This window comes from Terrilactibacillus laevilacticus, assembly GCF_006517395.1.
In the GTDB taxonomy this organism is placed as follows: Bacteria; Bacillota; Bacilli; order Bacillales; family Sporolactobacillaceae; genus Terrilactibacillus; species Terrilactibacillus laevilacticus.
Window position 1 is genome coordinate 13,591 of sequence record NZ_VDCY01000013.1, and the last position, 22,545, is coordinate 36,135.

21 protein-coding genes and 1 riboswitch are annotated in these 22,545 nt (G+C 37.3%); of the genes, 14 read left to right on the forward strand and 7 right to left on the reverse strand.

The window, feature by feature from the left end; translation table 11 throughout:
• The first annotated feature begins 14 nt into the window (after nucleotides 1-14).
• A complete protein-coding gene (locus FG390_RS12575; protein WP_141191388.1) occupies nucleotides 15-2,705 on the forward strand; it encodes a YhgE/Pip domain-containing protein in 2,691 nt (896 codons plus the stop codon).
• Nucleotides 2,706-3,006: 301 nt separating this feature from the next.
• Here FG390_RS12575 and comGB read toward each other — a convergent pair whose 3' ends face one another.
• From comGB to FG390_RS12595, 4 genes are all read right to left on the reverse strand, one after another.
• Nucleotides 3,007-4,035 carry a competence type IV pilus assembly protein ComGB gene (comGB, locus tag FG390_RS12580; RefSeq protein WP_141191389.1) on the reverse strand — a complete coding sequence of 343 codons (1,029 nt, stop codon included), beginning with the start codon at nucleotides 4,033-4,035 and terminating at the stop codon, nucleotides 3,007-3,009.
• Nucleotides 4,022-5,089: a competence type IV pilus ATPase ComGA gene (gene comGA / locus FG390_RS12585; RefSeq protein WP_141191436.1), complete on the reverse strand. Its 1,068-nt coding sequence runs from the start codon at nucleotides 5,087-5,089 to the stop codon at nucleotides 4,022-4,024. Before comGA ends, comGB begins: the two co-directional genes overlap by 14 nt.
• 316 nt (nucleotides 5,090-5,405) lie before the next feature.
• Nucleotides 5,406-6,194 carry a YqhG family protein gene (locus FG390_RS12590; RefSeq protein WP_141191390.1) on the reverse strand — a complete coding sequence of 263 codons (789 nt, stop codon included), beginning with the start codon at nucleotides 6,192-6,194 and terminating at the stop codon, nucleotides 5,406-5,408.
• Entirely contained in the window at nucleotides 6,172-7,848 is a 1,677-nt protein-coding gene (locus FG390_RS12595; protein WP_141191391.1) for a DEAD/DEAH box helicase, read from the reverse strand. Before FG390_RS12595 ends, FG390_RS12590 begins: the two co-directional genes overlap by 23 nt.
• Before the next feature lie 235 nt (nucleotides 7,849-8,083).
• Nucleotides 8,084-8,178, forward strand: a riboswitch (glycine riboswitch).
• 237 nt (nucleotides 8,179-8,415) lie between these two features.
• Between FG390_RS12595 and gcvT the strand changes: the two genes are divergently transcribed.
• The 3 genes from gcvT to gcvPB are packed head-to-tail and all read left to right on the forward strand — an operon-like array spanning nucleotide 8,416 to nucleotide 12,345.
• A complete protein-coding gene (gene gcvT, locus FG390_RS12600) occupies nucleotides 8,416-9,525 on the forward strand; it encodes a glycine cleavage system aminomethyltransferase GcvT (RefSeq protein WP_141191392.1) in 1,110 nt (369 codons plus the stop codon).
• Nucleotides 9,526-9,536: 11 nt separating this feature from the next.
• The gene (gene gcvPA / locus FG390_RS12605; RefSeq protein ID WP_141191393.1) at nucleotides 9,537-10,892 is read left to right on the forward strand and encodes an aminomethyl-transferring glycine dehydrogenase subunit GcvPA; all 1,356 of its coding nucleotides are present in this window, start codon (nucleotides 9,537-9,539) and stop codon (nucleotides 10,890-10,892) included.
• On the forward strand, nucleotides 10,885-12,345 hold the full coding sequence (gene gcvPB, locus FG390_RS12610) for an aminomethyl-transferring glycine dehydrogenase subunit GcvPB (protein ID WP_141191394.1): 1,461 nt from the start codon (nucleotides 10,885-10,887) through the stop codon (nucleotides 12,343-12,345). The genes gcvPA and gcvPB overlap by 8 nt, the downstream gene beginning before the upstream one ends.
• Before the next feature lie 231 nt (nucleotides 12,346-12,576).
• Here the strand turns inward: gcvPB and FG390_RS12615 are convergent, their stop codons facing one another.
• Nucleotides 12,577-12,960 carry a rhodanese-like domain-containing protein gene (locus FG390_RS12615; RefSeq protein WP_141191395.1) on the reverse strand — a complete coding sequence of 128 codons (384 nt, stop codon included), beginning with the start codon at nucleotides 12,958-12,960 and terminating at the stop codon, nucleotides 12,577-12,579.
• 173 nt (nucleotides 12,961-13,133) lie between these two features.
• On the opposite strand from FG390_RS12615, the gene mntR reads away from it, so the two are divergent.
• Both mntR and FG390_RS12625 read left to right on the forward strand, forming a co-directional pair.
• On the forward strand, nucleotides 13,134-13,565 hold the full coding sequence (gene mntR / locus FG390_RS12620; RefSeq protein WP_141191396.1) for a transcriptional regulator MntR: 432 nt from the start codon (nucleotides 13,134-13,136) through the stop codon (nucleotides 13,563-13,565).
• 398 nt (nucleotides 13,566-13,963) lie between these two features.
• On the forward strand, nucleotides 13,964-14,851 hold the full coding sequence (locus tag FG390_RS12625) for a patatin-like phospholipase family protein (RefSeq protein WP_141191397.1): 888 nt from the start codon (nucleotides 13,964-13,966) through the stop codon (nucleotides 14,849-14,851).
• 91 nt (nucleotides 14,852-14,942) lie between these two features.
• On the opposite strand, the gene FG390_RS12630 is transcribed toward FG390_RS12625, so the two are convergent.
• Nucleotides 14,943-15,353 (reverse strand): SA1362 family protein, encoded by a 411-nt coding sequence (locus FG390_RS12630; protein ID WP_141191398.1) that lies wholly within the window; start codon nucleotides 15,351-15,353, stop codon nucleotides 14,943-14,945.
• Between the two features lie 20 nt (nucleotides 15,354-15,373).
• Nucleotides 15,374-16,315 (reverse strand): DUF1385 domain-containing protein, encoded by a 942-nt coding sequence (locus FG390_RS12635; protein ID WP_141191399.1) that lies wholly within the window; start codon nucleotides 16,313-16,315, stop codon nucleotides 15,374-15,376.
• 566 nt (nucleotides 16,316-16,881) lie between these two features.
• Between FG390_RS12635 and FG390_RS12640 the strand changes: the two genes are divergently transcribed.
• The 8 genes from FG390_RS12640 to spoIIIAE all read left to right on the forward strand — a co-directional run bounded on the left by FG390_RS12640 (nucleotide 16,882) and on the right by spoIIIAE (nucleotide 22,535).
• Nucleotides 16,882-17,373: a YqhR family membrane protein gene (locus FG390_RS12640; RefSeq protein ID WP_141191400.1), complete on the forward strand. Its 492-nt coding sequence runs from the start codon at nucleotides 16,882-16,884 to the stop codon at nucleotides 17,371-17,373.
• Between the two features lie 60 nt (nucleotides 17,374-17,433).
• Nucleotides 17,434-17,886: a type II 3-dehydroquinate dehydratase gene (gene aroQ / locus FG390_RS12645; protein WP_141191401.1), complete on the forward strand. Its 453-nt coding sequence runs from the start codon at nucleotides 17,434-17,436 to the stop codon at nucleotides 17,884-17,886.
• Between the two features lie 124 nt (nucleotides 17,887-18,010).
• Nucleotides 18,011-18,568: an elongation factor P gene (gene efp, locus FG390_RS12650; protein WP_141191402.1), complete on the forward strand. Its 558-nt coding sequence runs from the start codon at nucleotides 18,011-18,013 to the stop codon at nucleotides 18,566-18,568.
• 308 nt (nucleotides 18,569-18,876) lie between these two features.
• Nucleotides 18,877-19,830 carry a stage III sporulation protein AA gene (gene spoIIIAA / locus FG390_RS12655; RefSeq protein WP_141191403.1) on the forward strand — a complete coding sequence of 318 codons (954 nt, stop codon included), beginning with the start codon at nucleotides 18,877-18,879 and terminating at the stop codon, nucleotides 19,828-19,830.
• Nucleotides 19,831-19,832: 2 nt separating this feature from the next.
• Nucleotides 19,833-20,348 carry a stage III sporulation protein SpoIIIAB gene (gene spoIIIAB / locus FG390_RS12660; protein ID WP_141191404.1) on the forward strand — a complete coding sequence of 172 codons (516 nt, stop codon included), beginning with the start codon at nucleotides 19,833-19,835 and terminating at the stop codon, nucleotides 20,346-20,348.
• Nucleotides 20,349-20,392: 44 nt separating this feature from the next.
• Nucleotides 20,393-20,596, forward strand: coding sequence for a stage III sporulation protein AC (spoIIIAC, locus tag FG390_RS12665; RefSeq protein WP_141191405.1), 204 nt, complete (start codon nucleotides 20,393-20,395; stop codon nucleotides 20,594-20,596).
• Between the two features lie 330 nt (nucleotides 20,597-20,926).
• The gene (spoIIIAD, locus tag FG390_RS12670) at nucleotides 20,927-21,322 is read left to right on the forward strand and encodes a stage III sporulation protein AD (protein ID WP_141191406.1); all 396 of its coding nucleotides are present in this window, start codon (nucleotides 20,927-20,929) and stop codon (nucleotides 21,320-21,322) included.
• A 16-nt stretch (nucleotides 21,323-21,338) separates the two neighbouring features.
• Complete coding sequence (gene spoIIIAE / locus FG390_RS12675; protein WP_141191407.1) at nucleotides 21,339-22,535, forward strand: stage III sporulation protein AE; 1,197 nt, start codon at nucleotides 21,339-21,341, stop codon at nucleotides 22,533-22,535.
• Nucleotides 22,536-22,545 lie beyond the last annotated feature (10 nt).

Consider the following 22,545-nt stretch of genomic DNA (forward strand, 5'->3'; position numbering starts at 1 on the left):
GAGAAGAAACAAGTATGAAGATGTTGACAACAGAGTGGAAGAAAATTTTTCACAATACGTGGACCATGATCATTATCTCTGCCCTCTTAATTATTCCCATTCTCTATGCGGGGGTTTTCCTAAAAGCCATGTGGGATCCCTATGGCAAAACGGATAAATTACCTGTCGCGGTTGTTAATGAAGATCAAACGGCAACTTATAAGGGCAAGAACTTAAAGATTGGTCAAGAACTTGTCGATAAACTCAAAAAAAATGATGCTCTTGATTGGAAATTTACGACAAAAACCAAAGCGATGAAAGGGCTCGACGATGGCAAGTTCTATATGGTTATTGAAATTCCGAAAAACTTTTCACAAGATGCCTCTACTGTCTTAGATAAAAATCCTCACAAGATGAAATTAAACTATTATACGAATCCTGGTCAAAACTATATTGCTGGCAAAGTCACAGATTCTGCAGCAAAAGATATTAATCGTGAAATTGCGGAAAATGTGACACAAGAATATGCCCAAAGTGTCTTTGACCAGCTAAAAGATATTGGAGATGGAATGGAGAAAGCATCTGACGGGGCTGGAGATTTAGATCATGGCGCTAAAAAATTAACCAAGGGCAGTCAGAGTCTTTCCGATAATCTTAAGACATTAGTAAGTAGTACACTTACATTCGAGAATGGAGCTAAGTCAGCTAGTAACGGGGCTAAACAATTGAGTGTCGGAGTAAGCCAGCTGTTTACTGGTAGTCAAGCATTAGATCGGGGAGCCTCTGATTTAAATAAAGGCATTCAGCAGTATACAGCAGGTGTCGGTCAATTAAATAATGGATCAATGGCCCTGCACTCAGGTCTCTTAGATGCACAGGCAGGATCTAACCAATTAAACACAGGTTTAAATCAACTTAATAGCCAAGCAAGCGGGTTAACAGATCCAGTTTCAGGAATACCTAAATTGGCGCAAGGACAAAGTGATTTAAACGAGGGAATAAAACGTTTAAATACAGGTAGCCAGCAGTTAGAAGCTGGGTTGAAGAAGCTATCATCAAGTCTCCCATCTCAGGATAATATGAACCAATTATCAAACGGATTATCACAGATAAAAGATGGGTTAAATTCGTTAAATCAGAATGTATCATCAACAAATGGACGTCTTTCAGGTTCGATGAAGTCCATTCAAGCTGATATGACAGGTATTGCAGGAGCTCTTCAAGAATTAGCCACGCATTCTAATGATACGGCTACAAAAACAGTTAATGACGTTAAGAATACAGAAGCGTTTAAACATCTCACACCTGACGGGCAAAAAGAGATATTAGGTGCTGTGCAAAATGGCTTGAAAGAAGGAACTTCCGAGCAAGCGGTACTCATTAAAACCATGAGTGATCATTTAACAGATTTATCGTCGCAGCTTAAGCAATTGCAAACGGCTTCTGAAAGCTTAACTCAACTACCTGATGCTGTAAAAGCACTAAATGACGGAGCAAATCTTGCTATACCAAAGGCTAATCAAGCTCTAAATGGTTATACACCAATTCAATCTGTACTTAATCAACAAATTATTCCCGGAGCTGAAAGTCTAACCTCAGGATTAGCCGGTGCCGAGACAGGAAGCTTGCAGCTTGTAAATGGTGTTAATCAGTTAAACGAAAAAGCGCCATTACTTGTGAATGGTGTGAATCAATTAGCGACAGGTAGCAACCAATTAAATCAAGGGTTAGGTCAGCTTGTAAATGGATCAAATCAGCTTGTTTCAGGATCAAAAGAACTTGATAGTAAATCGGGTCAATTAACAAGCGGATCATCGCAATTAGCAAATGGCTTAGGGCACCTTGTCGGTAAGCTACCTACGATGAAAAATGGCGCTTCTGAACTTGCGATTGGTGTGAATAAGTTGGCAGATGGATCCAGCCAATTACATCAAGGCTCAACTCAGTTATCTGACGGTTCAAATAAAATAACAAATGGTCTTGGCGACTTGCAAAATGGAGCAAAAGACCTCTCTAGTCAACTTGGAGATGGGGCTAATGAGATTAACGATACAAACACAGATCAAGATACGTATAAAATGTTCGCTAATCCAACTCAATTAAAAAATCTAGAATTATCAAAGGTTGAGAACTATGGACAAGGCTTAGCACCATATATGATGTCTGTTGCTCTTTTTGTAGGCGCACTCGTCTTTGGCGTCATGTTCCCAATTAGTGAACCAAGTATGAAACCAACATCAGGATTTGCATGGTGGCTCAGTAAGTTTTCTGTTCTTACTTTTGCTTCACTTGTCCAATCCATGATCTTAGTTGCCATTATGGTATGGGGAGTCGGACTTGATCCATTAAGCATACCGAAGCTTTTCCTTTTAGCGTTTATTATTTCGCTTAGCTTTATGTCACTCATTATGTTCTTCTCGATAACATGTGGAAATGTCGGACGGTTTATCGCGATGATTTTACTTGTCTTGCAACTTGGAGGTTCAGCGGGAACGTTTCCAATTCAATTATCGAATGGATTTTTCCAAGCGATTTATCCGTATCTGCCAATGACATATTCCATCAATGGTTACCGAGAAGTCATTTCATTAGGAGGCAGCATGTGGCCAGCAACGTTTGTATTACTTGGTATTTTTGTCGTCTTCCATTTGTTAACTGTTGTTTACCTCACATTTAAGACAACAAAAAATGTTAGCAAAAGTGTTAAACAAGAAGAAGCCTTGTAACTAAGAATGATCTTAAACGAGTACTCACTTAAAAAGAGTTAGTGCTCGTTTTTTTTTTAGTGATTGGCAAAGATGAAACGATATACTTGTATTAATGACCGATCTTAACAAGGATAAGGTTGAGGTAAAGGGTGGGGGATTTCTTACTAAATGAATGAGAGACATTACCTTTCACAATTAGCCAAATAAAATCACTTTGTGTGGATCAAGGAAATTTCAAAGCCAATTCATTTTAAGATAAAAGTAAAACATGACGTCTCATCCTACTAATTTAGAATGAGAGTGTCATGTTTTTTTATTGTTATAACCCATTCATAATGTGAAAGATAGGAATCAGGATGGAGCTAAATAAGGAAAGCAAGAGGATTCCAATGAAAACGAGAGTTGCGGGTTGAACAATGGCGAGCCATGCCTGAGTGAGTTCTTCTAATTTATTAAGAAGAGTATCACTATAATGCATTAAGGATTGACCCAATCTGCCATTATTTTGACCATGCCTGATGACTTCAATAAATTCACGTAAATAATACGGGTGTTTAGCAAGAATATGATCAAGTTTTTCCCCCTTGATGATCGACTGTCTGACGTGCAAAGCTTCTTGATAAGAAAAGGCCGTCATATTTTGTTTTGTCATGGTATCTAATGCTTGATTGATGGATAAACCTGATCTGAGGAGACTGCCAAGATGGAAAGCGAAAGCTCGGGTGAAATAAAGCTTGATATAACGAGACAAAAGGGGAATTTGACTCATCATGCTAATTTTTTTGATAATCGAGATTTTTTTAAAATAGAAAAAGCAGATGATCCCACATAAGATGGTGATCAAAATATAAACTCCTATCGTTGGTACATGGTGATTAAGAGACAACACGATTCTAGTGATTAATGGAAGTTCAAGATTCATGGAATGATAGAGCTTAATAAAATTTGGGACTAAGAAGGTACTTATTATAAAAATCATGACAATGAACATCCAGATTAAAAATAAAGGATAACGAAGAAGTTTTCGCAATTTGGAACGATGCTCTTCCCGCTTCATCATTAATTGACCACTCTCTAAAAATCCATGAGCTAACTGTCCACTTTGTTCTGAAAAATAGAGGGTGATGCAGCATTCATTAGGGAAATCCATCAAAGTTAATACATGTGTTAGTGTTTGTCCCCCGGAAAGCAAGTGGAGCATATAGTTTATTTTATCTTGAATGACTTTATTTTGATGAAAAGATTGTAATTCTATAGCTTCTTGAAGTGAATAACCTTGACGGAGAGACTCACCTGTTCGAATGAGAAATGTGGCTTGAGATTTTCTTCCCCATTTACGGTTGAACATAGCGCCTAATTTGTCCTTTCGGCATTTCTTGAGGAATGTAACCAGCGGCTATCCCTTGAAGAATAAAATCTTCAATGGTTTTATATGAACGAGAATGTTGACGAGAACCATGTATTAACGTGTCGTGAAGAGAAATCCCAACTAAAATTTCGAAAATTCCTGTTTGTTTTGGTTGATGACGATGAGGACATTGCTTTGTACATGAAGATCCGCAAGTAGGACATTGTATTCTTACTAAGCGCTGAGAAATCACTCCTACTAGAGTTTCTTTTAGGTCAAAAATCGGAATACCAAGCTCTGTCAATCGCTGCACAGTTCCGGGTGCATCGAAGGCATGAACTGTGCTAAGAACGAGGTGACCTGTTAATGCGGCTCTTACGGCAATCTTAGCTGTTTCGATATCTCGAATTTCTCCTATCATCAGGATATCTGGATCATGCCGAAGGAGGGCCCTAAAACCATCAGCATATGAGAAATTAGCTTTTTCATTGATTTGCATTTGTACAAAAGCATCATTTGGTCGTTCAATAGGGTCTTCAAGTGTAATGATTCTAGCATTGTAACGCTTCTTTGCTGCTTGAAGGAGAGTATACAAGGTCGTTGTCTTGCCTGAACCTGTTGGACCAGATACGAGTATGAGTCCACTTTCATACTTCAATAATGAAGATAGTTGATTTGTAGATTCTTGAAAAATAGAGAGATCGGAAATTCGAATGGATTGTTTCTGGGGTTGCAAGCGAATGACGAGACTTTCTTGATAAGGCGTTGGTAAAGTGGATAATCGTAAGTTGACTTCTTGGTGGGAAACATTAGAAATCATGGCACCACTTTGGGGTCGACGTTTTTCACCAATATCCATACCTGCAAGAAATTTAAAATGTGAGATCATCCTCTCTGACTGTTCAATGGGAATCATGTCTAATTCATATAGATAGCCATGAATTCGGAGTTCAATTAAAACATCATGTTTACGTGGAAGGAAGTGGATATCGGAAGCTTCGGTCTCAATGGCATGTTTAAGGATCTGCTGACTTTTTAATTCAATTTCACTTATTTCACTCAATAAGTCACCCTCTTTCAATAATTTAATATCTATATTCTACAAAAGAATGATGAGTCCTTCTTTTTTAAAAAATAAATCTTCCGAATATCGACTACATTTAATTTCCATGTTAATTTTAAACTCATTTGGCACAACTAGAATAAATCATTTGTGGGCATGGAGAGCCCCTCAGCATGGCTAAAAGGCGTATTTAATGACACTATACACGAATGAGTCAAAAATCGTCATTAACAATATTATTCAATAACAAAGTCCATATCAAAAAATCACGATCTCATCAAATTTAAGTGAGATCGTGATGATTGGATTATTTGCTAAAGGCAGAATCATGTAAATAAAATAGACCACCATTAATCAATTGGACATGAATTTTTGGTTCATACTGAGCTTTGAGAGCTTCTTTTTCTGAATGATACGTCTCTGGCTTTTCTTCTTCATCATAAAATTGGTCTAATAAATTTAGATCATGTTTCCAACGTCGAATGGCGTCATTTGCCCAATCATGAGTTTCACTGTTCAACATTTTAACTAAGTAAGATTCTATCCGTCTCACACCACTAAGAGGGCGTATGAGTGGCTGCAAAGTATAACAATAATCTGGTATTTTCGGAGTTAAGGGTAGATTTTCAAGCAAAGATTGAAATTGATCAATCAATGCACCATTTATGAGTTGCAATCCAAGAGAAAGAATACGGTCTTTCTTCACGTCGCATTGGTAGCTTATTTTGATGTTAAGCCCTAACCATGGTTTAAGAGCAATAGACTTTTTTTCTAAAGTCGGTACGCTATGAAAAAGACGAATAAAAGGCGCTAATTGTTGTGCAGATTGAAAAATTTGATGTAATCGTGGTGATCCAAAATGGATAAACTCCCCTTCACCCTCGTCATTTGGATCCGTTTTGAAAGTCAAAATGGCTGTTTCAGGTTTCTGATTTATTTTTTCAATATAATGCCAATAAAAAGGGCGATTCATTAATAATTTATCTAAATCAACAGTTAGTTTAACTTTTAATTGGGAATGGTGATTTTCCAGAATATCACAGTTGTTTGACTTAAAATAATGATATAAATAGTCATGAATCGCCGCTTGCTTCATTTTGCATCTCTTCTTTCAATAAATCTTTTTCTGAATTAATCACACTAGATATATTGTCTAATTTGATCTGGATTTCTCCTGCCGATTCGGACTCTTCAAAAATAGTCAGTACTTGTTTATCTAGGTCACGTAGATTTAATCGCGTGAGAATGTCATCCAATTCACCGATCACATTTTCAAAGAGGTGGATCTTGTTATATAAAAGTTTTAAAATATGGTCTTCAATCGTTCCTTTTGTCGCAAAATTATATATATGCACATCATTTTTTTGACCTAAACGGTGAATACGGCCGATTCGTTGTTCAATCCGCATCGGATTCCAAGGAAGATCGTAATTGATGATATGGTTACAAAACTGAAGATTGAGACCTTCTCCACCTGCTTCAGTGGCTATGAGCACTTGGGCATTGTTTTGGAAAAGTGTACGCATCCAATCCTTCTTACTTCGTTTAAATCCGCCTCGAAACGGGACAGATGAAACCCCATGCTGCTGTAAAAACCATTGAAGATAAAGCTGTGTTGCTCGATACTCTGTGAAAATAATCACTTTATCATTAATTTTTTTTATTAAATCAAGTGCTTTATTTGCTTTTGACTGACCTTCAATTGCATTAATTTTATCAAACAAAGGGTCTATAATTTCATTAAATGCCGGGTTATCAAATTTTTTTCTCATATGATTTAAGGTCACATAAACGGCCTCTCGACTTGAGCATGCTTCTCGTTGCAAGGTAATTAATGAGAATCCTTTAATATTAAGCTTGTTTCTTAGTGTGATGAGTGAGTCATATAGGTCACGCTCTTGATCTGATAAAGGAATTTCAATGGATTCAATCACTCGTTTTGGCCAATTTAATCCAGTATCTTCCCGTCGATTTCGAACCATGACTTGGTTCACTAATGCTTTGAGTTTTTCTTCATTTTTTACTTTTGTTTTTCCGCTGCGATAGTTCTTTGTGAAGGTTTCAGCATTTCCAAGATAGCCTGGCTTAAGTAATGAAACGAGATAAAAAATTTCACTTAATCGATTTTGTATTGGTGTTGCTGTAAGTAAAAGACAAAACTTCTTTTTTAAAGATTGGACAAATTCATAGTTTTTTGTTTTAGAATTTTTTAATTTATGGGCTTCATCAATAATAATAAAATCATAATCTTGCTTTAAAATAAGACTACGATGAGGTTCGCGTTTCGCTGTATCAATGGATGAAATAACCACATCACATTGTTCCCAAACATACGATTTTCTTTGAGGAACCGCAGGAATATAAAATTTACTATTTAATTCGGTTGCCCATTGCAAGACTAGGGAAGCAGGAACTAGAATAAGGATTTTTTTCGCTAATCCACGAATCATGTATTCTTTTATGATTAAACCTGCTTCGATTGTTTTACCTAATCCAACTTCATCAGCGAGGATCGCTTTGCCATGCATCTTTTCAATGACAGTCTGAGCTGTTTCTATTTGATGGGGTAAAAAAGAGACATGAGGCAAATGTTCTGGTGCCATTAATCCTTCAAAGGTTGGAATACGTTTTTCTTCTTCTGCATGAAAAGCAAGTTTATAAACTTCCCAATTTGCCCAAGGTCCATCTGAGTCTATTCGGGAAATAAATTCGTCTTGCCAAGAGTGATCAAAAATGATTTCAGGATCCATCGAGTGTTTCCCTCCAAATGCACTTATTTTGGCTTATACAACCATTAGAGGATAAAGCTAGTAAGATAAAAAAGAAAAAGTTAATAATTTGTCATTTTTTTAGAAAAAATGTTGCCAGTAACAATCAGGTGATGATAGGATATATATGTTAGTATGAACAAAAGTTATTTCTCGTATTACAAGAGGCTTAAAATCTTGAAATCATGAAACATGATACAACTAAATGTTTAGGCGAATGATAATAAGGGGAGAGACTGTAGATATTGCAGCGCCGAAGGAGCAAGCAACTAAAGTTGTGAATCTCTCAGGCAAAAAGACTCTTATTAGACGCACCTCTGGAGAGAGCTTTATTTTGAAGCCACCAAAGGGGATACCAAATCTTTTTATTTACTTTAAAGAATTGGCAAACTTTCAGGTATAAGGACAGGGGGACACGGTAAAGGTGTCTCTCTGTCCTTTTTTGACGTTTATAATACAATAAATGGCAAGAACAATAGTCTGAAAAGTCTGCCACGCAGAAGACAGTCAATTTTCTACAAAGTTGGAATATTGAAAAGGAGCGAGGATATGGTTGGGGGAAAAAGAACACCACTCTATGAGACTTATAAACAAACAGGGGCAAAGTTAATCGATTTCGGGGGCTGGGATCTACCCGTTCAATTCTCAAGTATTAAACATGAGCATGAAGCCGTTCGTACAAAGGCTGGGCTCTTTGATGTTTCACATATGGGTGAAGTCCTAGTAACAGGAAAAGATTCAGAAGCCTATTTACAATATATGATGACAAATGATCTTTCAAATATAAACGTAGGAGAAGCCTTGTATACGGCCATGTGCTATGAAGATGGCGGCACAGTTGATGATTTACTTGTCTACAAAAAAGGAGAAAGCGAATTTCTACTTGTTGTTAATGCATCTAACACCGATAAAGACTTTAAATGGCTTAGGGAGCATGTCAATGAAGACAGAGATGTTAAACTAACCAATTGTTCATCTGAAATAGCGCAACTTGCTTTGCAAGGACCCCTTGCAGAATCGATTTTACAACAAGTGACTTCTGAACCTCTTAATCAAATGAAAGGTTTTACTTTTAAAGATAATATTCTCGTTAACGGTGTTCCGTCGTTAGTTTCCAGGACGGGTTATACTGCGGAAGATGGCTTTGAAATTTATTGTCCATCGGATCAAGCAGAAGTAATTTGGAAAAAATTACTAGACATTGGTCAGGAAGCAGGCTTGGTGCCATGTGGTTTAGGTGCACGAGATACCCTTCGATTCGAAGGGAAACTCGCTCTTTATGGGCAAGAATTAAGCCGAACCATATCCCCAATTGAAGCTGGTATTGGTTTTGCTGTAAAAGTAAATAAATCAGTGCCATTTATCGGTCAAGAAAGTCTTAAAAAACAAAAAGATGAAGGGCCAGAACGTAAACTTGTCGGAATTGAAATGATCGACAAAGGGATTCCGCGTTCACATTATGCAGTCTTTGTCGATGAAGAGCAGGTGGGAGAAGTGACAACCGGCACTCAATCACCAACGTTAAAGAAAAATCTAGGCCTTGCTCTCATAAAATCAGAATTTGCAAGATTGGATCAACAAGTTGAAATCGATATTCGCGGGAAAAAACGTTTAGCCATAGTGATTAAGGCACCATTTTATAAAAAGGGAAGCAAATAAGGGGGATATTCATGGCCACATTTCGTTACTTGCCAATGACTGAACAGGATCGAAAGGAAATGCTTAAGGAAATTGGTATTACATCCGAAGAGACACTGTTCTCTGATGTACCAGAGAAAGTTCGTTTTAAAGGAACATTAAATGTTGAAAAAGCTTTATCTGAACCTGAACTATTACAGGAAATGTCTAGATTAGCTAAAAAGAACACTAATCTCAAAGATACACCTTCTTTTTTAGGTGCGGGTGTATATGACCATTATATTCCTTCCGTTGTGGATAGTATAATTTCAAGATCGGAATTTTACACGGCTTATACCCCGTATCAACCAGAAATTTCACAAGGTGAACTGCAAGCTATTTTTGAATTTCAAACAATGATTAGTGAGTTAACAGCGATGGATGTGGCTAATTCATCCATGTATGATGGACCAACAGCTTTGGCAGAAGCAGCTCTTCTAAGTTGTTCTTCCGCCCGTAAACAAAAGATCATTGTTTCTAGCGCTGTTCACCCAGAAAGCCGTCTTGTTTTACAAACTTACGCCAAAGGTCAACACCTTGAGGTTGTCGAGATTCCATTAAAGGATGGCACGACGGATCTAGAGCAATTAAAAGAGGCAATTGATCAAGATACAGCCGCAGTCATTGTACAATACCCAAATTTCTTTGGTCAAATCGAACCATTGAAAGAAATTGAAACTTTAACACGGCAAGCTAAAAAGGCACACTTCGTTGTTTCATGTAATCCGCTCTCATTAGGTTTATTAACACCTCCTGGTGAATTTGGTGCTGATATTGTCGTAGGCGATTGTCAACCGCTTGGTATCTCGCAAGCTTTTGGTGGGCCTCATTGTGGCTATTTTGCAACAACAAAAAAATTAATGCGAAAAACCCCAGGTCGCTTAGTAGGTGAGACAGTCGACGAAGATGGAAAACGTGGGTATGTGTTGACGCTCCAAGCTCGTGAACAACACATTAGACGGGACAAAGCGACTTCAAATATCTGTTCAAACCAAGCTTTAAATGCCCTTGCATCTTCTGTAGCCATGACAGCCCTTGGTAGAAAAGGGATTCGTGATATTGCCAACCAAAACATCCAGAAAGCTCACTACGCTAAAGCTCAATTGCAAAAAGAGGGTGTTACGGTGCTTACGAATGGCTCCTTCTTCAATGAATTTGTTGTAGATGTCAAACAACCCGTTAAAGAGATTAATCAAAAACTTCTTGAACACGGATTTATTGGTGGTTACGATCTTGGACGAGAGGATGAAACAAAGAAAAACCATATGCTAATTGCGGTGACAGAACAACGGACAAAAACGCAAATTGATCAATTTGCATCCATTTTAGGAGGACTGATTCATGAATAATAAAGAGCAAGCACTCATCTTTGAATGTTCTAAAGAAGGACGGATTGGCTATAGTCTTCCTGAATGTGATGTTCCGAGCGTCAATCTAACCGAATTTCTTGATTCTGACTATATTCGAAACAAGGAGCCGGAACTTCCAGAAGTGTCCGAATTACAAATCGTTCGTCATTATACGGCCCTTTCAAAACGGAATTTTGGCGTTGATTCGGGCTTTTATCCACTCGGCTCTTGTACAATGAAATATAATCCAAAAGTTAATGAAGTTTTAGCACGACTTGATGGTTTCAGTCATATCCACCCTTATCAAGATGAGTCGACGGTTCAAGGGGCTATGGAAATGCTGTACCGTTTGCAGACCAATCTTGCAGAAATAACGGGTATGGATGAAGTGACTTTACAACCAGCAGCAGGTGCTCATGGTGAATGGACAGGACTAATGATTATACGGGCCTTTCATGAGGCAAATGGTGATTTTAAACGTACAAAGGTGATCATTCCTGACTCAGCCCACGGGACAAATCCAGCCTCTGCTTCTGTCGCTGGTTTTGAAGCAGTGACCGTTAAATCTAATGAAAAAGGTTTAGTGGATTTAGACGATTTAAGACGCGTGGTGGATGATACAACGGCAGCCTTGATGTTAACGAATCCAAACACGTTAGGGTTATTTGAAGAGCACATTTCAGAAATAGCCGAAATTATACATGAAGCTGGCGGACGCGTTTACTACGATGGAGCGAACATGAATGCAATCATGGGTATAACAAGACCTGGAGATATGGGCTTTGATGTTGTTCACTTAAATCTTCATAAAACATTCACTGGTCCACATGGAGGTGGTGGTCCTGGATCCGGACCTGTTGGCGTAAAAGCAGAGTTAGCTAGATTTTTACCAAAACCGGTTTTAGTGAAAAAGGATGACCAATACACCTTTGATTACGATCGTCCCGAATCAATTGGCCGCGTAAAACCTTACTATGGAAACTTTGGAATAAATGTTCGTGCCTATAGTTATATCCGTACGATGGGTCCTGAAGGGCTAGCCCAAGTGTCAAAAAATGCCGTTTTGAACGCGAATTATTTAATGAAACGTTTAGCACCATATTATGATGTTGCCTTTAATCAATATTGTAAACATGAATTCGTTTTATCAGGAAGAAGACAAAAGAAACTCGGTGTTAGAACACTTGATATAGCAAAGAGATTGCTTGATTATGGTTACCATCCACCAACCATTTATTTCCCTATGATTGTAGATGAATCGATGATGATTGAACCTACGGAAACAGAATCAAAAGAAACCCTTGATGAATTTGCAGACGCCCTTATTCAAATAGCTAAAGAAGTAGAGGAAACACCAGAAATCGTTCAAGACGCGCCACATAATACCATTATTCGTCGACTTGATGAAACAAGGGCAGCACGGACCCCTGTTTTGAGGTATAATGCAAAATAAGTTTAAAGCAAGTTTCGCCATATCCTTCTAAAGGGGGAATAGGCCGCTACAGAAGAATATTAAACATAAATATAAAAATAGAGACGTCCATGGATGTCTCTATTTTTATATGGAATATAATGGATAACGATATATTTTTCTATTAAAACTTAAGCAGCACAGGCCTCATCATTTTTACCTAAAAAATAAAACAGACATCTTAAGATATCTGTCTGTTTTATGATCTTTCCTTTATTTGTGTTTTACTTTGCCAGTCCATTTTTTGAACCCGCCCTTAAGCTGGTAAAGTTCTTTCACACCCATTTTTCTTAGAACGGCTGCAGCTCTAGCACTTCTAAATCCATTCGCACAATAGAGATAAACGGGTTTATCTTTCCTTATTTCTGTTTTACGCATTTTAAGTTGAGTCAGTGGGATGTTTCGGGCACCTAATATATGACCATTATCAAATTCATTTGGTTCTCTAACATCAATTAATTGTGCTTTTCGGTAGCCAGAGCGAAATGAATCTTCATTAAGTGTTTTTAAATATCTGCGCTGCATAAGTGTGCGAGTCACCGTATAGATAATAAATGCAAGTATTGCGACTAGCAGGATGGTCCAATCGAATTTCATTTAAATTTCTCCTTTATATATGTCTCTAGTCACATTATAACTTTTTTTAGTTTATTTTTAAATAGTTATCAAAAGGGCTCTAATTGGATTAAATTGGAAATTTACTTGTCTTTTAGTTCAATATAGTGTAATATCCAAATAGAACAAAACGGAGAAGTATAGGGGGAGACTGCATGTCACCTACACCAAGTATGGAGGACTACATCGAACGTATTTATTTACTTATACAAGATAAAGGTTATGCCAGAGTTTCAGATATTGCTGAGGCACTTGAGGTACACCCCTCATCAGTAACCAAAATGGTACAAAAGCTTGATAAAGACCAATATCTTATTTATGAGAAATATCGTGGATTCATCTTGACACCAAAGGGAAAAGTCTTAGGGGAGCGTCTAGTTTATCGGCATGAATTATTAGAAAAGTTCTTAAGAGTGATTGGTGTAAGTGAAGAAAAGATTTACGTTGATGTAGAGGGGATAGAGCATCATTTAAGTTGGAATGCCATTGATCGAATTGGCGATCTAGTTCAATATTTCGATGAAGATAAGAATCGTTTGGCTGAGTTAGATGGACTACGAAAAAAAAATGAAAACATAAACAATTAATAGAGGTTGTTCAAAAAGTCACCAAATGATAACTTGCGAATCTCGGCGCCCGCTCGTTTTTCCGGTCCTCATGTAGCGGATACAAGAGGATCTCTGGTTAAAACTGCTCACGCTGGAGCCTGAAGCTACCACGTCATATGGAATGCCGGTCCTAAGGAACAGCGCTGCTCTTTGCCTCCGACGCCCAGGATGGGCTAGTACTGGCGTTCTAGCAGGATGCCAGTGTACTGTACTTAGCCAGTAACCCTTTTCATTTGTCACCCTTTTGAACACGTACGAATGGGGTAATTCAGCCTATACCTTAGTGTAAAGCCCAAGAGATGAGATTCATTTCTTGGGCTTTTTTGGTCTATTCTTATAAGCTTCTTACTACTATTAAAGAGGGAGGGGTGGTGATTATGGATATTGATATTGTTTTTTCCGGTGGCGGCGTAAAAGCTTTTGCTTTTGTCGGTGCGCTGGATGTTCTTGATCAAGCTGGCTACCGCTATAAAAGTATAGCTGGAACGAGTGCGGGTTCTATTGTGGCTGCCCTTTTATCCGCTGGGTATACCATAACGGAAATCAAAGATCTCATGAAAGAATTAAATACGGAAACATTGCTGGATCGTAAAGTGCCAATCTTTCGTTTTTCATTTGTTAAGTGGCTCAGACTTTATTGGCAAATGGGACTATATAGCGGTTCGAATTTTGAAGAGTGGATAACTCAGCTTTTACTTAAGAAAGGTATTCGAACATTTGGAGATTTAGAAAAAGGGTCACTTAGAGTCATCGTTTCTGATATCACTCAAGGTAAAATGGTGATTTTACCAGACGATCTCCATCAATATGGAGTAGATTCTAGAATGTTTTCCGTGGCAAGAGCCGTACGTATGAGTTGTAGTCTCCCATTCCTATTTGAACCCATTTCCCTATTTAATCAAAATGCTGAGAGGTGTTTAATCATTGATGGGGGGATGCTAAGTAATTTTCCAGTTTGGTTATTCGATCAAGGAAATGAGAAACCAGCTCGACCTTTTCTCGGTTTACAACTCAGTCAAAAACCAGATCTATTACCAGCTAGAAAAATAAAAAATGGCGTGGATCTTCTGCAAGGATTATTCCAAACGATGCAAAGAGCACATGATGCAAAATACATATCAAAATTTGCGGCATCTAATATTATTTTTATCCCTGTTAATCATATCAAAACGGCAGATTTTGATTTAACAAATAAAGATAGAGATGAATTATTTAATTTAGGGAAAAAACAAGCGCTCAAATTTCTAAAAAAATGGACATATTAAAAAAATCAGTCAATAATATTAAACAAGGATGCAAGGCGTATCTTAAGTGTAAAGGAGCTGTACGAAAAAAACTTGCCATAGGCAAGTTTTTTTAAAAAAGCATCCGTTTTCTCTTTTTGTGTTTTTTTCCATTAATAACGGTTAAGTGTCCGTGGTCTTTAGCTTTGGTTAAATTTAAATTTCTTTTTAAATGGGTATCTGAAGAAATGACTCTAAAATTATGCTGCAGGCGAGACTTGCTTTGCATAAAATGGTTCTTTGAACGACGGCGCTGTTTTTTCTTTGATTGCTTTACTGCTTTTCGATAAGCCGTATATTCTGTTTTATTGGTACCTATACCCATTAGACGTTTGATAAGAATCATACCTAGAAAAACAACTAAAACTATGATTAAGAGCTGACTCAATAATGCCATAGGATGGTAAATCAAATTCACAAGTAATCCAATTGTTGCGAGGCCAATGATGAACCAGAATATGAGGGGATACATGAGTGATTTCACGACAACTCACCTCCAAGTTTTTATACAACATGGTTTTTAACCATAGAATTGGCTCCTTCTATCATTGCTTCACGTTTTAACATTTCTTCAAATGCTTGGATGGCGACTTCTATTTGATCTGTATCAGGTTCTTTAGTGGTCAGTAACTGTAACCATAAACCTGGATAACCAAGCCATTTTAAGAAATGAATACCCCTTACTCGGTTTGTCAAACGTAAGATTTCATACGCAATACCTAAATCGAGGGGAATAAGCGCTATCCGTGACAAGAGACGCAACCATAAAGGATCCGTTGGGACAAAGAAATAAAGAGCGACACTGATAAATGCAGAAAATAGGATGAAACTAGAACCACATCGATAATGTAATCGCGAGGCGCTTTTTACATTTTCTACAGATAATGGTAAATTGTTCTCGAAGGCATTAATGACCTTATGCTCAGCTCCATGATATTGAAAGACACGCTTCATCATGGGAGTCAAAGAAACAAAGTAGATATAACCTAATAATAAGGTAATCTTGAAGAAGCCTTCTAATAAAATTTGACCAGTGTGATGAGTTACAATTGGTGAAAAAAAGCTAGCTAGAAAAGCAGGAACAAGTGTAAATACAAACTTTGCAAATAGAAAGGACAAAATCCCTAGTACAGCGATACCAAGAACAAAGCCGAACGATTTTTTCTTCTCTTCACTTCGAGGAACTTCATTTTTCTGCTCAAAAGCCTCGGAAGAAAAATTCAGATGTTTGGTTCCAAGAGAACTTGATTCTAAAATAGCTACAATACCACGCAAGACAGGAATTTTTTTTAATTTATTTAGAAAAGGGACGTTCTTTTTTTGACATTCGAAGAAGTCAATTGTACGATCTTGCCGTCTGACAGCGGTTACAGTGGTGTATTTACCACCCATCATCACACCTTCAATAACGGCTTGACCACCATAGCCAATTTGTTTATTTGCCATAAAAACACCAACCTTTTAATGATTCATCTCTTTTATAAACAGTGAGTTATGGAATATTTTAATATATGGTTCGTCTCAATTGTGAAAATCTGAACCATTCTTAAATTTATCTCACTATCTATTTTACTAGAAAAGCAAGCAAACCACTAGGTTGAATAACCAACTTTTTTAAATGGATTTCCGACAAATATGGCCAGAATCTGTCTTATTACATAGAATCAAGTCCTTATCTAGAATTCAAAATTATTATTCCCGTATATACTTATTAATATACGTAAAATAATAAAAAATGCGAAAAAGAAAGCGCTTTATTTCTTCCACACTCTTATTATATTATATATGTTTACAAATTTGTATCTCATTCATGTTAAAAATAAAGAAAATTTATGATTGAGGTTAATATTAGGTCATGAAGATGAGGACTTTTAAGTAAAAGATTGTTACAAGATTTAGTTACGGAAACTTAGTTTCTTCAAGATAAAAAAATCCAATGATAAATGAAATGATCAATTTATGGATATACTATTGCTTGAGAAAATTAACCTCACAAAATGGGAGGGTTTGACATGCCAGAAACCTCAGGAAAAGAAGACAAACAGGGTAAATCATTGGGCCGCATTGCTATTATAGGTTTTTTTGCTGGGCTCATTTGGGGTTTAGTTGGTTTCGTTGAGAAGTATCTTAACTTTTCAAAAGTAGGACCTTCATTGATTCTTAAACCATGGGCCCTTGGCGATTGGAAGAATCATTTATTAGGTGAATTTATCGGTATATTGCTTATTTGCCTTCTATCGATATTTTTGGCCCTTTTATATAAGGTCACTTTGGCTAAAATTAAATCGATCTGGATGAGTGTGCTTTTTGGATTTTTTCTTTGGGTCCTCGTTTTCTATGTATTCCAGCCATGGATACCGGGTTTAGAAACCGTACGGGAACTTGGAAAAAATACGATAACAACGACATTATGCTTATACATTTTGTATGGTTTGTTTCTAGGTTATTCCGTTTCTTTTGAAGTTGATTCAAGTAAAGATTCAAAAGCCTATTCAAATAAATGATGCTATGCTAAAATACAAATGGAGTGTCTTAAACTACATACGTTCAAAAGGAGTTTAATTATGCATCATTTTCTAGTCATTAATGGACCCAATTTGAATGCATTAGGGCAGCGTGAACCTACGATTTATGGCAATAAAACATTAGACTCTTTGGTAAACGAGGTAAAGACTTTTGGGAAAGAACGAGGTTGTCATGTAACATGTGTGCAATCCAATTATGAAGGAAAAATTATAGACTGGATACACGATGCACCTAAGCAGTATCAAGGCATTGTCATAAATCCAGCCGCTTTCACACATTACAGTATCGCTATTCGCGATGCTCTTTCCAGTATTGACTTACCTGTTGTTGAGGTGCATCTATCAAACGTCCATCAAAGAGAAGCTTTTCGTCATAAATCTGTGACAGCTCCTGTCGTTATCGGTCAAATTGTTGGTTTGGGCTTTAAGGGTTACATTTATGCGCTTGATTACCTACTAAAAACGGTTCAAAAAGAGGATAAAAACATTTAGAGCACCGCACTTTGACTCTAATAAAAGAAGACAATTTACTCCCCAGAACTTTTGAACAAGTAGAAAGAAAATTATAATCATTAGATGTCCATTAGACGTTACGGGCTTTTGTAGGAGGAAAAATATGATTTCAGTAAATGATTTTCGTACAGGATTAACCATTGAAGTGGATGGTGGAATTTGGTCTGTTATTGAATTCCAACACGTTAAACCCGGTAAAGGAGCAGCGTTCGTTCGCTCTAAATTAAGAAATCTTAGAACTGGTGCTATTCAAGAAAAAACGTTCCGTGGTGGGGAAAAAGTTAGCCGTGCCCACATTGATAACCGTAAAATGCAGTACCTCTATGCAAGTGGTAATACTCATGCTTTTATGGATCTCCAAAGCTATGAACAAATTGAACTCGATGCTTCTCAAATTACAGAACAATTAAAATTTTTAAAAGAAAATATGGAAGTCAATATTCAATCATACCAAGGTGAAACACTTGGTGTAGAACTTCCAAATACGGTCGTTCTTGAAGTAGTTGAAACTGAACCAGGAATTAAAGGAGATACTGCCTCAGGTGGTTCAAAGCCTGCTACACTAGAAACGGGCTATGTTGTTAACGTTCCTTTCTTTGTTAATCAAGGAGATCAACTTATCATAGATACGCGTTCTGGAGACTATGTTTCAAGAGCATAACTAGCAGGTTATTCATCCGTTAAGCTAATAACCTTGACCATGATTTGATCTCATTCGAGTAAAGAAAATCAAAAATGACTTTCTTGATCAAAATTAAATCATAAGCAAGACAAAACAGTTTCTTTTGAGTTCGAAATTGTAAAAATACGTGACTGTTACAATACAGAAAAAGATGATCTTCATTTGAGGATCGTCTTTTTTTATGCATAGAGAAAGGGGAGGCTTGCATATATTTGATTGAGATGACTAGGCGAACAAATCCTAATGCCTTACTCATTCCGATTTTAGGAAATTAAAGGATGGGTGTTATGAAAGAAGTTCTTAGAATACTACCACAATCAATTCAGCAAATTTTTTTGAAACTGCCAGAAAAAGAGATACAGCATATTGAAGAAATACGCTGTCGAATTGGACAACCATTAGAACTTGTCACATCAGATAACTACTTTCTTAGAGGGTCACGCCAATTTCCCGTTTTTAATGAGAAGGAAGCAGAGGACATGCTTCAAAAACTAAGTAACTATTCCCTATATACACTTGAAGAAGAATTAAAAAGAGGTTACATCACGATTCAAGGGGGACATCGAGTCGGATTATCAGGAAGAGTCATAACAGAACAGGGACATGTGAGACGTATTCGAGATGTAAGTTCTTTTAATATTAGAATTGCTCGGGAAATAATTGGTGTTGCTACACCGCTCATCCCATATCTAAATAACAAAGAAAAAAGATGGAAAAGCACATTAATCATTGGGTCACCACGAACAGGTAAGACCACATTATTAAGAGACCTGGCACGGATCATAAGTGAAGGTTGTCAAGAAAGTAGTATCCCTCCGAGAAAAGTCGGGATTATTGACGAAAGATCAGAAATTGCTGGATGTATCAGAGGGATTCCTCAAAATCAATTAGGTTCTCATGTTGATGTATTAGATGCCTGTCCAAAAGCTGAAGGTATGATGATGATGATTCGATCAATGAGCCCTCATGTCCTCATCGTTGATGAAATAGGGCGTAAGGAAGATAGTGAAGCTTTGATTGAAGCTATGAATGCGGGAGTGTCTGTGATAGCCACTATCCATGCCAATGGTTATGAACAGGTTTCTAGGCGCCCAATGATGAAAACACTATTACGTGAAAAAGTATTTGACCGTTTTATTGAAGTAACCAGTTTCCCGAAAAAGAAACAGACACGCATGGGTCGTATCACGGATATTCGTGACGAAAACGGCTTATCACTACTTCATGTCAAGGAGTTTTAAAGATGTTAAAACCTATTGGTGCCATTCTCATCATACTAACAACGACGTGGATGGGTTTCATTGTGTCCAAGCAATATAGTGATCGTCCAAAACAATTAAGGCAATTACGCTCAGCCTTACAATCATTAGAAGCCGAGATTGTGTATGGTTTAACCCCTATACAACTAGCAGCAGAACATCTGGCGACTCAATTACCAAAGCCGTTATCCATTTTTTTCAAAACACTATCGGATGCTTTAGTTGATTCAAAAGATAATTTACAAGCCGTATGGGAAAATTCAATCCACTCATTTTGGCCAAACACCGCCCTAAAGAAAAATGAGAAGGAAATCCTATTACAATTTGGAGCCACTCTTGGAAAACAAGATAGTGAAAATCAAACAAAACAAATTCAATTAACGCTGGCGCATCTAGAACGTGAAGAGAAAGAAGCTCGCGTGGCTCAAACAAAATATGAAAAAATGTCTAAAAGTCTTGGATTTTTAAGTGGAATCCTCATTGTTTTGTTGCTTATTTAGGAGAGGTGGATGATGTCTTTCTGACTCAAATAGGAGGTGCTAAGATGTCTCTGGATGTTAATACCATTTTCCAAATAGCAGGTATCGGAATTATAGTCGCTATGATTCAGACTGTTCTCAAACAAATGGGAAAAGATGATTGGGCACAATGGGTTACTCTCATCGGTTTTGTCGTGATTTTGTATATGGTTGCGACGCTTATTAATGATCTTTTTGAAAAAATAAGAGACGTTTTTCTCTTTCAATAAAAGGTACCTTTTATCATGATCGGGCTTTATCAAGAAGCTATTATCCCGCCTTAACGGCTAGAAAAGACCCCCACCTCAAGATTCTGAGTATTTAAAGAAGATAGGTGTGGGATCAACTGCCCGTAAAGGTCCGATTGGTTCAGGCTTACCATCAGTGGGGATGACGCAGACTAAAAACGCGACGTCCTGTCGCAACGCCTGCACCAGCACATCCTGTGCGTCGAAACCCCCCCACTGATGGAAGTTTCACTTTATCCCCTTCACTTCTCAAATAACCTGATGGTTTAGAGATGGGAGTTTATTCGAAGCGAGATCCAAGAAAAGGAGGACTTGACCATTGATATTCTCCAAATAGTGGGTTTAGGTTTAGTTGCGACTTTTATTGTTCTTATTTTAAAAGAGCAGAAGCCAAGTTTTGCTTTCTTATTATCCATCTTTGTTGGAGCTCTTATTTTTCTTTATTTAATAGATCAAATCAAGCTTGTCATGGACATGCTTATAGAAATTGCGTCATCCGCACATCTAAACAACGTCTATGTGGAAACCATTTTGAAAATTATTGGAATAGCCTATATTGCGGAGTTTGGTGCTCAAATTACAAGGGATGCTGGAGAAGGCGCTTTAGCATCAAAAATTGAGCTTGCTGGAAAAGTTCTTATTCTTGTTTTAGCTATTCCGATTATGAAGGCGGTCATACAGACCATAATTGGTTTGATTTCGCAATGATGAAAGGGGAAAACTTATGCTAGCTAAAAAGGCGAATAAAATATGGCATTTGACTGCAGTTCTATTTATAGCCTTGTTTATTGTGCTACTTAGTTCTCCAGACGTTGCTTATGGCCAAACTTCTGAGCAAAATTGGGTTGATAAACAATTTAATAATATGGATCTCTCGAAAGTAGAGGATTATTGGCAAAAGATTACACAAGAATATGATGGTTTCTTACCAGAAAGTCAGCAGGTTGACTTTAAAAGTCTAATAACATCGGACAAACAAGGTGTTCTTCATGATTGGATGATCGGTTTAATTAAATATTTGTTTCATGAACTGTTAGTGAACGGAAAATTACTTGGTACCTTGCTTTTATTGTCAGTTTTTTCAATGATACTTCAAACACTGCAGACCGCATTTGATCATCAATCTGTGTCAAAAGTTGCCTATGGGGTTGTTTATCTCGTGCTATTAATTTTGCTACTTAACAGTTTTAAGGTCGCGATAAATTATGCTTCAGATGCGATTGAAAATATGAGCCATTTTTTATTGGCGCTTATGCCTATGCTATTAGGGTTAACCGCTGCAACTGGAGGCGTTACATCAGTCGCCTTTTTTCACCCTTTAATCATATTACTCATTAATACGAATGGTTGGTTAATTGCGAAATTTGTCCTGCCTATTTTATTCTTATCGGCTCTTGTATCAATCGTAAGTACGTTAACTGAGCAGTACAAATTAACTAAACTGGCTTCGCTATTAAAAAACATCGCCATCGGAACGTTAGCTGTTTTTTTTGCTGTTTTTTTAGGTGTAATGTCCGTTCAAGGGGCAGCAACTTCAATTACTGATGGTGTTTTAATGAAATCAGCTAAATTTTTTACGGGAAATTTTATCCCTGTTATTGGACGAATGTTTACTGAGGCGACAGATACCGTTATCGGAGCTTCGATTTTACTTAAGAACACCATCGGAATAGCAGGTTTAATCCTACTCGTTTGTCTGATTGCGTTCCCAGCACTTAAAATTTTGTCACTTGTCCTTATTTATAATATCGCAGCAGCCTTAATTCAACCTCTTGGAGGAGGGCCCATTATTGAAAGTTTAACTATTATGGCTAAGAGTATGGTATATGTTCTCGCATCTCTTGTCATTGTCTCTTTAATGTTTTTTCTGGCTTTAACTATCATTATAGCCTCTGGGAATCTTTCACTCATGGTGAGATAAGGAGGGAGAA

What these genes read in the sequence shown, in the direction of transcription:
- FG390_RS12590 (WP_141191390.1), bottom strand. Translation starts at nt 6,194, where the DNA reads ATGAAGCAAGCGGCGATTCATGACTATTTATATCATTATTTTAAGTCA.
- FG390_RS12640 (WP_141191400.1), top strand. Translation starts at nt 16,882, where the DNA reads ATGCCAGAAACCTCAGGAAAAGAAGACAAACAGGGTAAATCATTGGGC.
- gcvT (WP_141191392.1), top strand. Translation starts at nt 8,416, where the DNA reads ATGGTTGGGGGAAAAAGAACACCACTCTATGAGACTTATAAACAAACA.
- FG390_RS12635 (WP_141191399.1), bottom strand. Translation starts at nt 16,315, where the DNA reads ATGGCAAATAAACAAATTGGCTATGGTGGTCAAGCCGTTATTGAAGGT.
- FG390_RS12595 (WP_141191391.1), bottom strand. Translation starts at nt 7,848, where the DNA reads ATGGATCCTGAAATCATTTTTGATCACTCTTGGCAAGACGAATTTATT.
- spoIIIAA (WP_141191403.1), top strand. Translation starts at nt 18,877, where the DNA reads ATGAAAGAAGTTCTTAGAATACTACCACAATCAATTCAGCAAATTTTT.
- FG390_RS12615 (WP_141191395.1), bottom strand. Translation starts at nt 12,960, where the DNA reads ATGAAATTCGATTGGACCATCCTGCTAGTCGCAATACTTGCATTTATT.
- gcvPB (WP_141191394.1), top strand. Translation starts at nt 10,885, where the DNA reads ATGAATAATAAAGAGCAAGCACTCATCTTTGAATGTTCTAAAGAAGGA.
- comGB (WP_141191389.1), bottom strand. Translation starts at nt 4,035, where the DNA reads ATGTTCAACCGTAAATGGGGAAGAAAATCTCAAGCCACATTTCTCATT.
- efp (WP_141191402.1), top strand. Translation starts at nt 18,011, where the DNA reads ATGATTTCAGTAAATGATTTTCGTACAGGATTAACCATTGAAGTGGAT.
- spoIIIAC (WP_141191405.1), top strand. Translation starts at nt 20,393, where the DNA reads ATGTCTCTGGATGTTAATACCATTTTCCAAATAGCAGGTATCGGAATT.
- spoIIIAB (WP_141191404.1), top strand. Translation starts at nt 19,833, where the DNA reads ATGTTAAAACCTATTGGTGCCATTCTCATCATACTAACAACGACGTGG.
- mntR (WP_141191396.1), top strand. Translation starts at nt 13,134, where the DNA reads ATGTCACCTACACCAAGTATGGAGGACTACATCGAACGTATTTATTTA.
- gcvPA (WP_141191393.1), top strand. Translation starts at nt 9,537, where the DNA reads ATGGCCACATTTCGTTACTTGCCAATGACTGAACAGGATCGAAAGGAA.
- FG390_RS12625 (WP_141191397.1), top strand. Translation starts at nt 13,964, where the DNA reads ATGGATATTGATATTGTTTTTTCCGGTGGCGGCGTAAAAGCTTTTGCT.
- spoIIIAE (WP_141191407.1), top strand. Translation starts at nt 21,339, where the DNA reads ATGCTAGCTAAAAAGGCGAATAAAATATGGCATTTGACTGCAGTTCTA.
- aroQ (WP_141191401.1), top strand. Translation starts at nt 17,434, where the DNA reads ATGCATCATTTTCTAGTCATTAATGGACCCAATTTGAATGCATTAGGG.
- FG390_RS12575 (WP_141191388.1), top strand. Translation starts at nt 15, where the DNA reads ATGAAGATGTTGACAACAGAGTGGAAGAAAATTTTTCACAATACGTGG.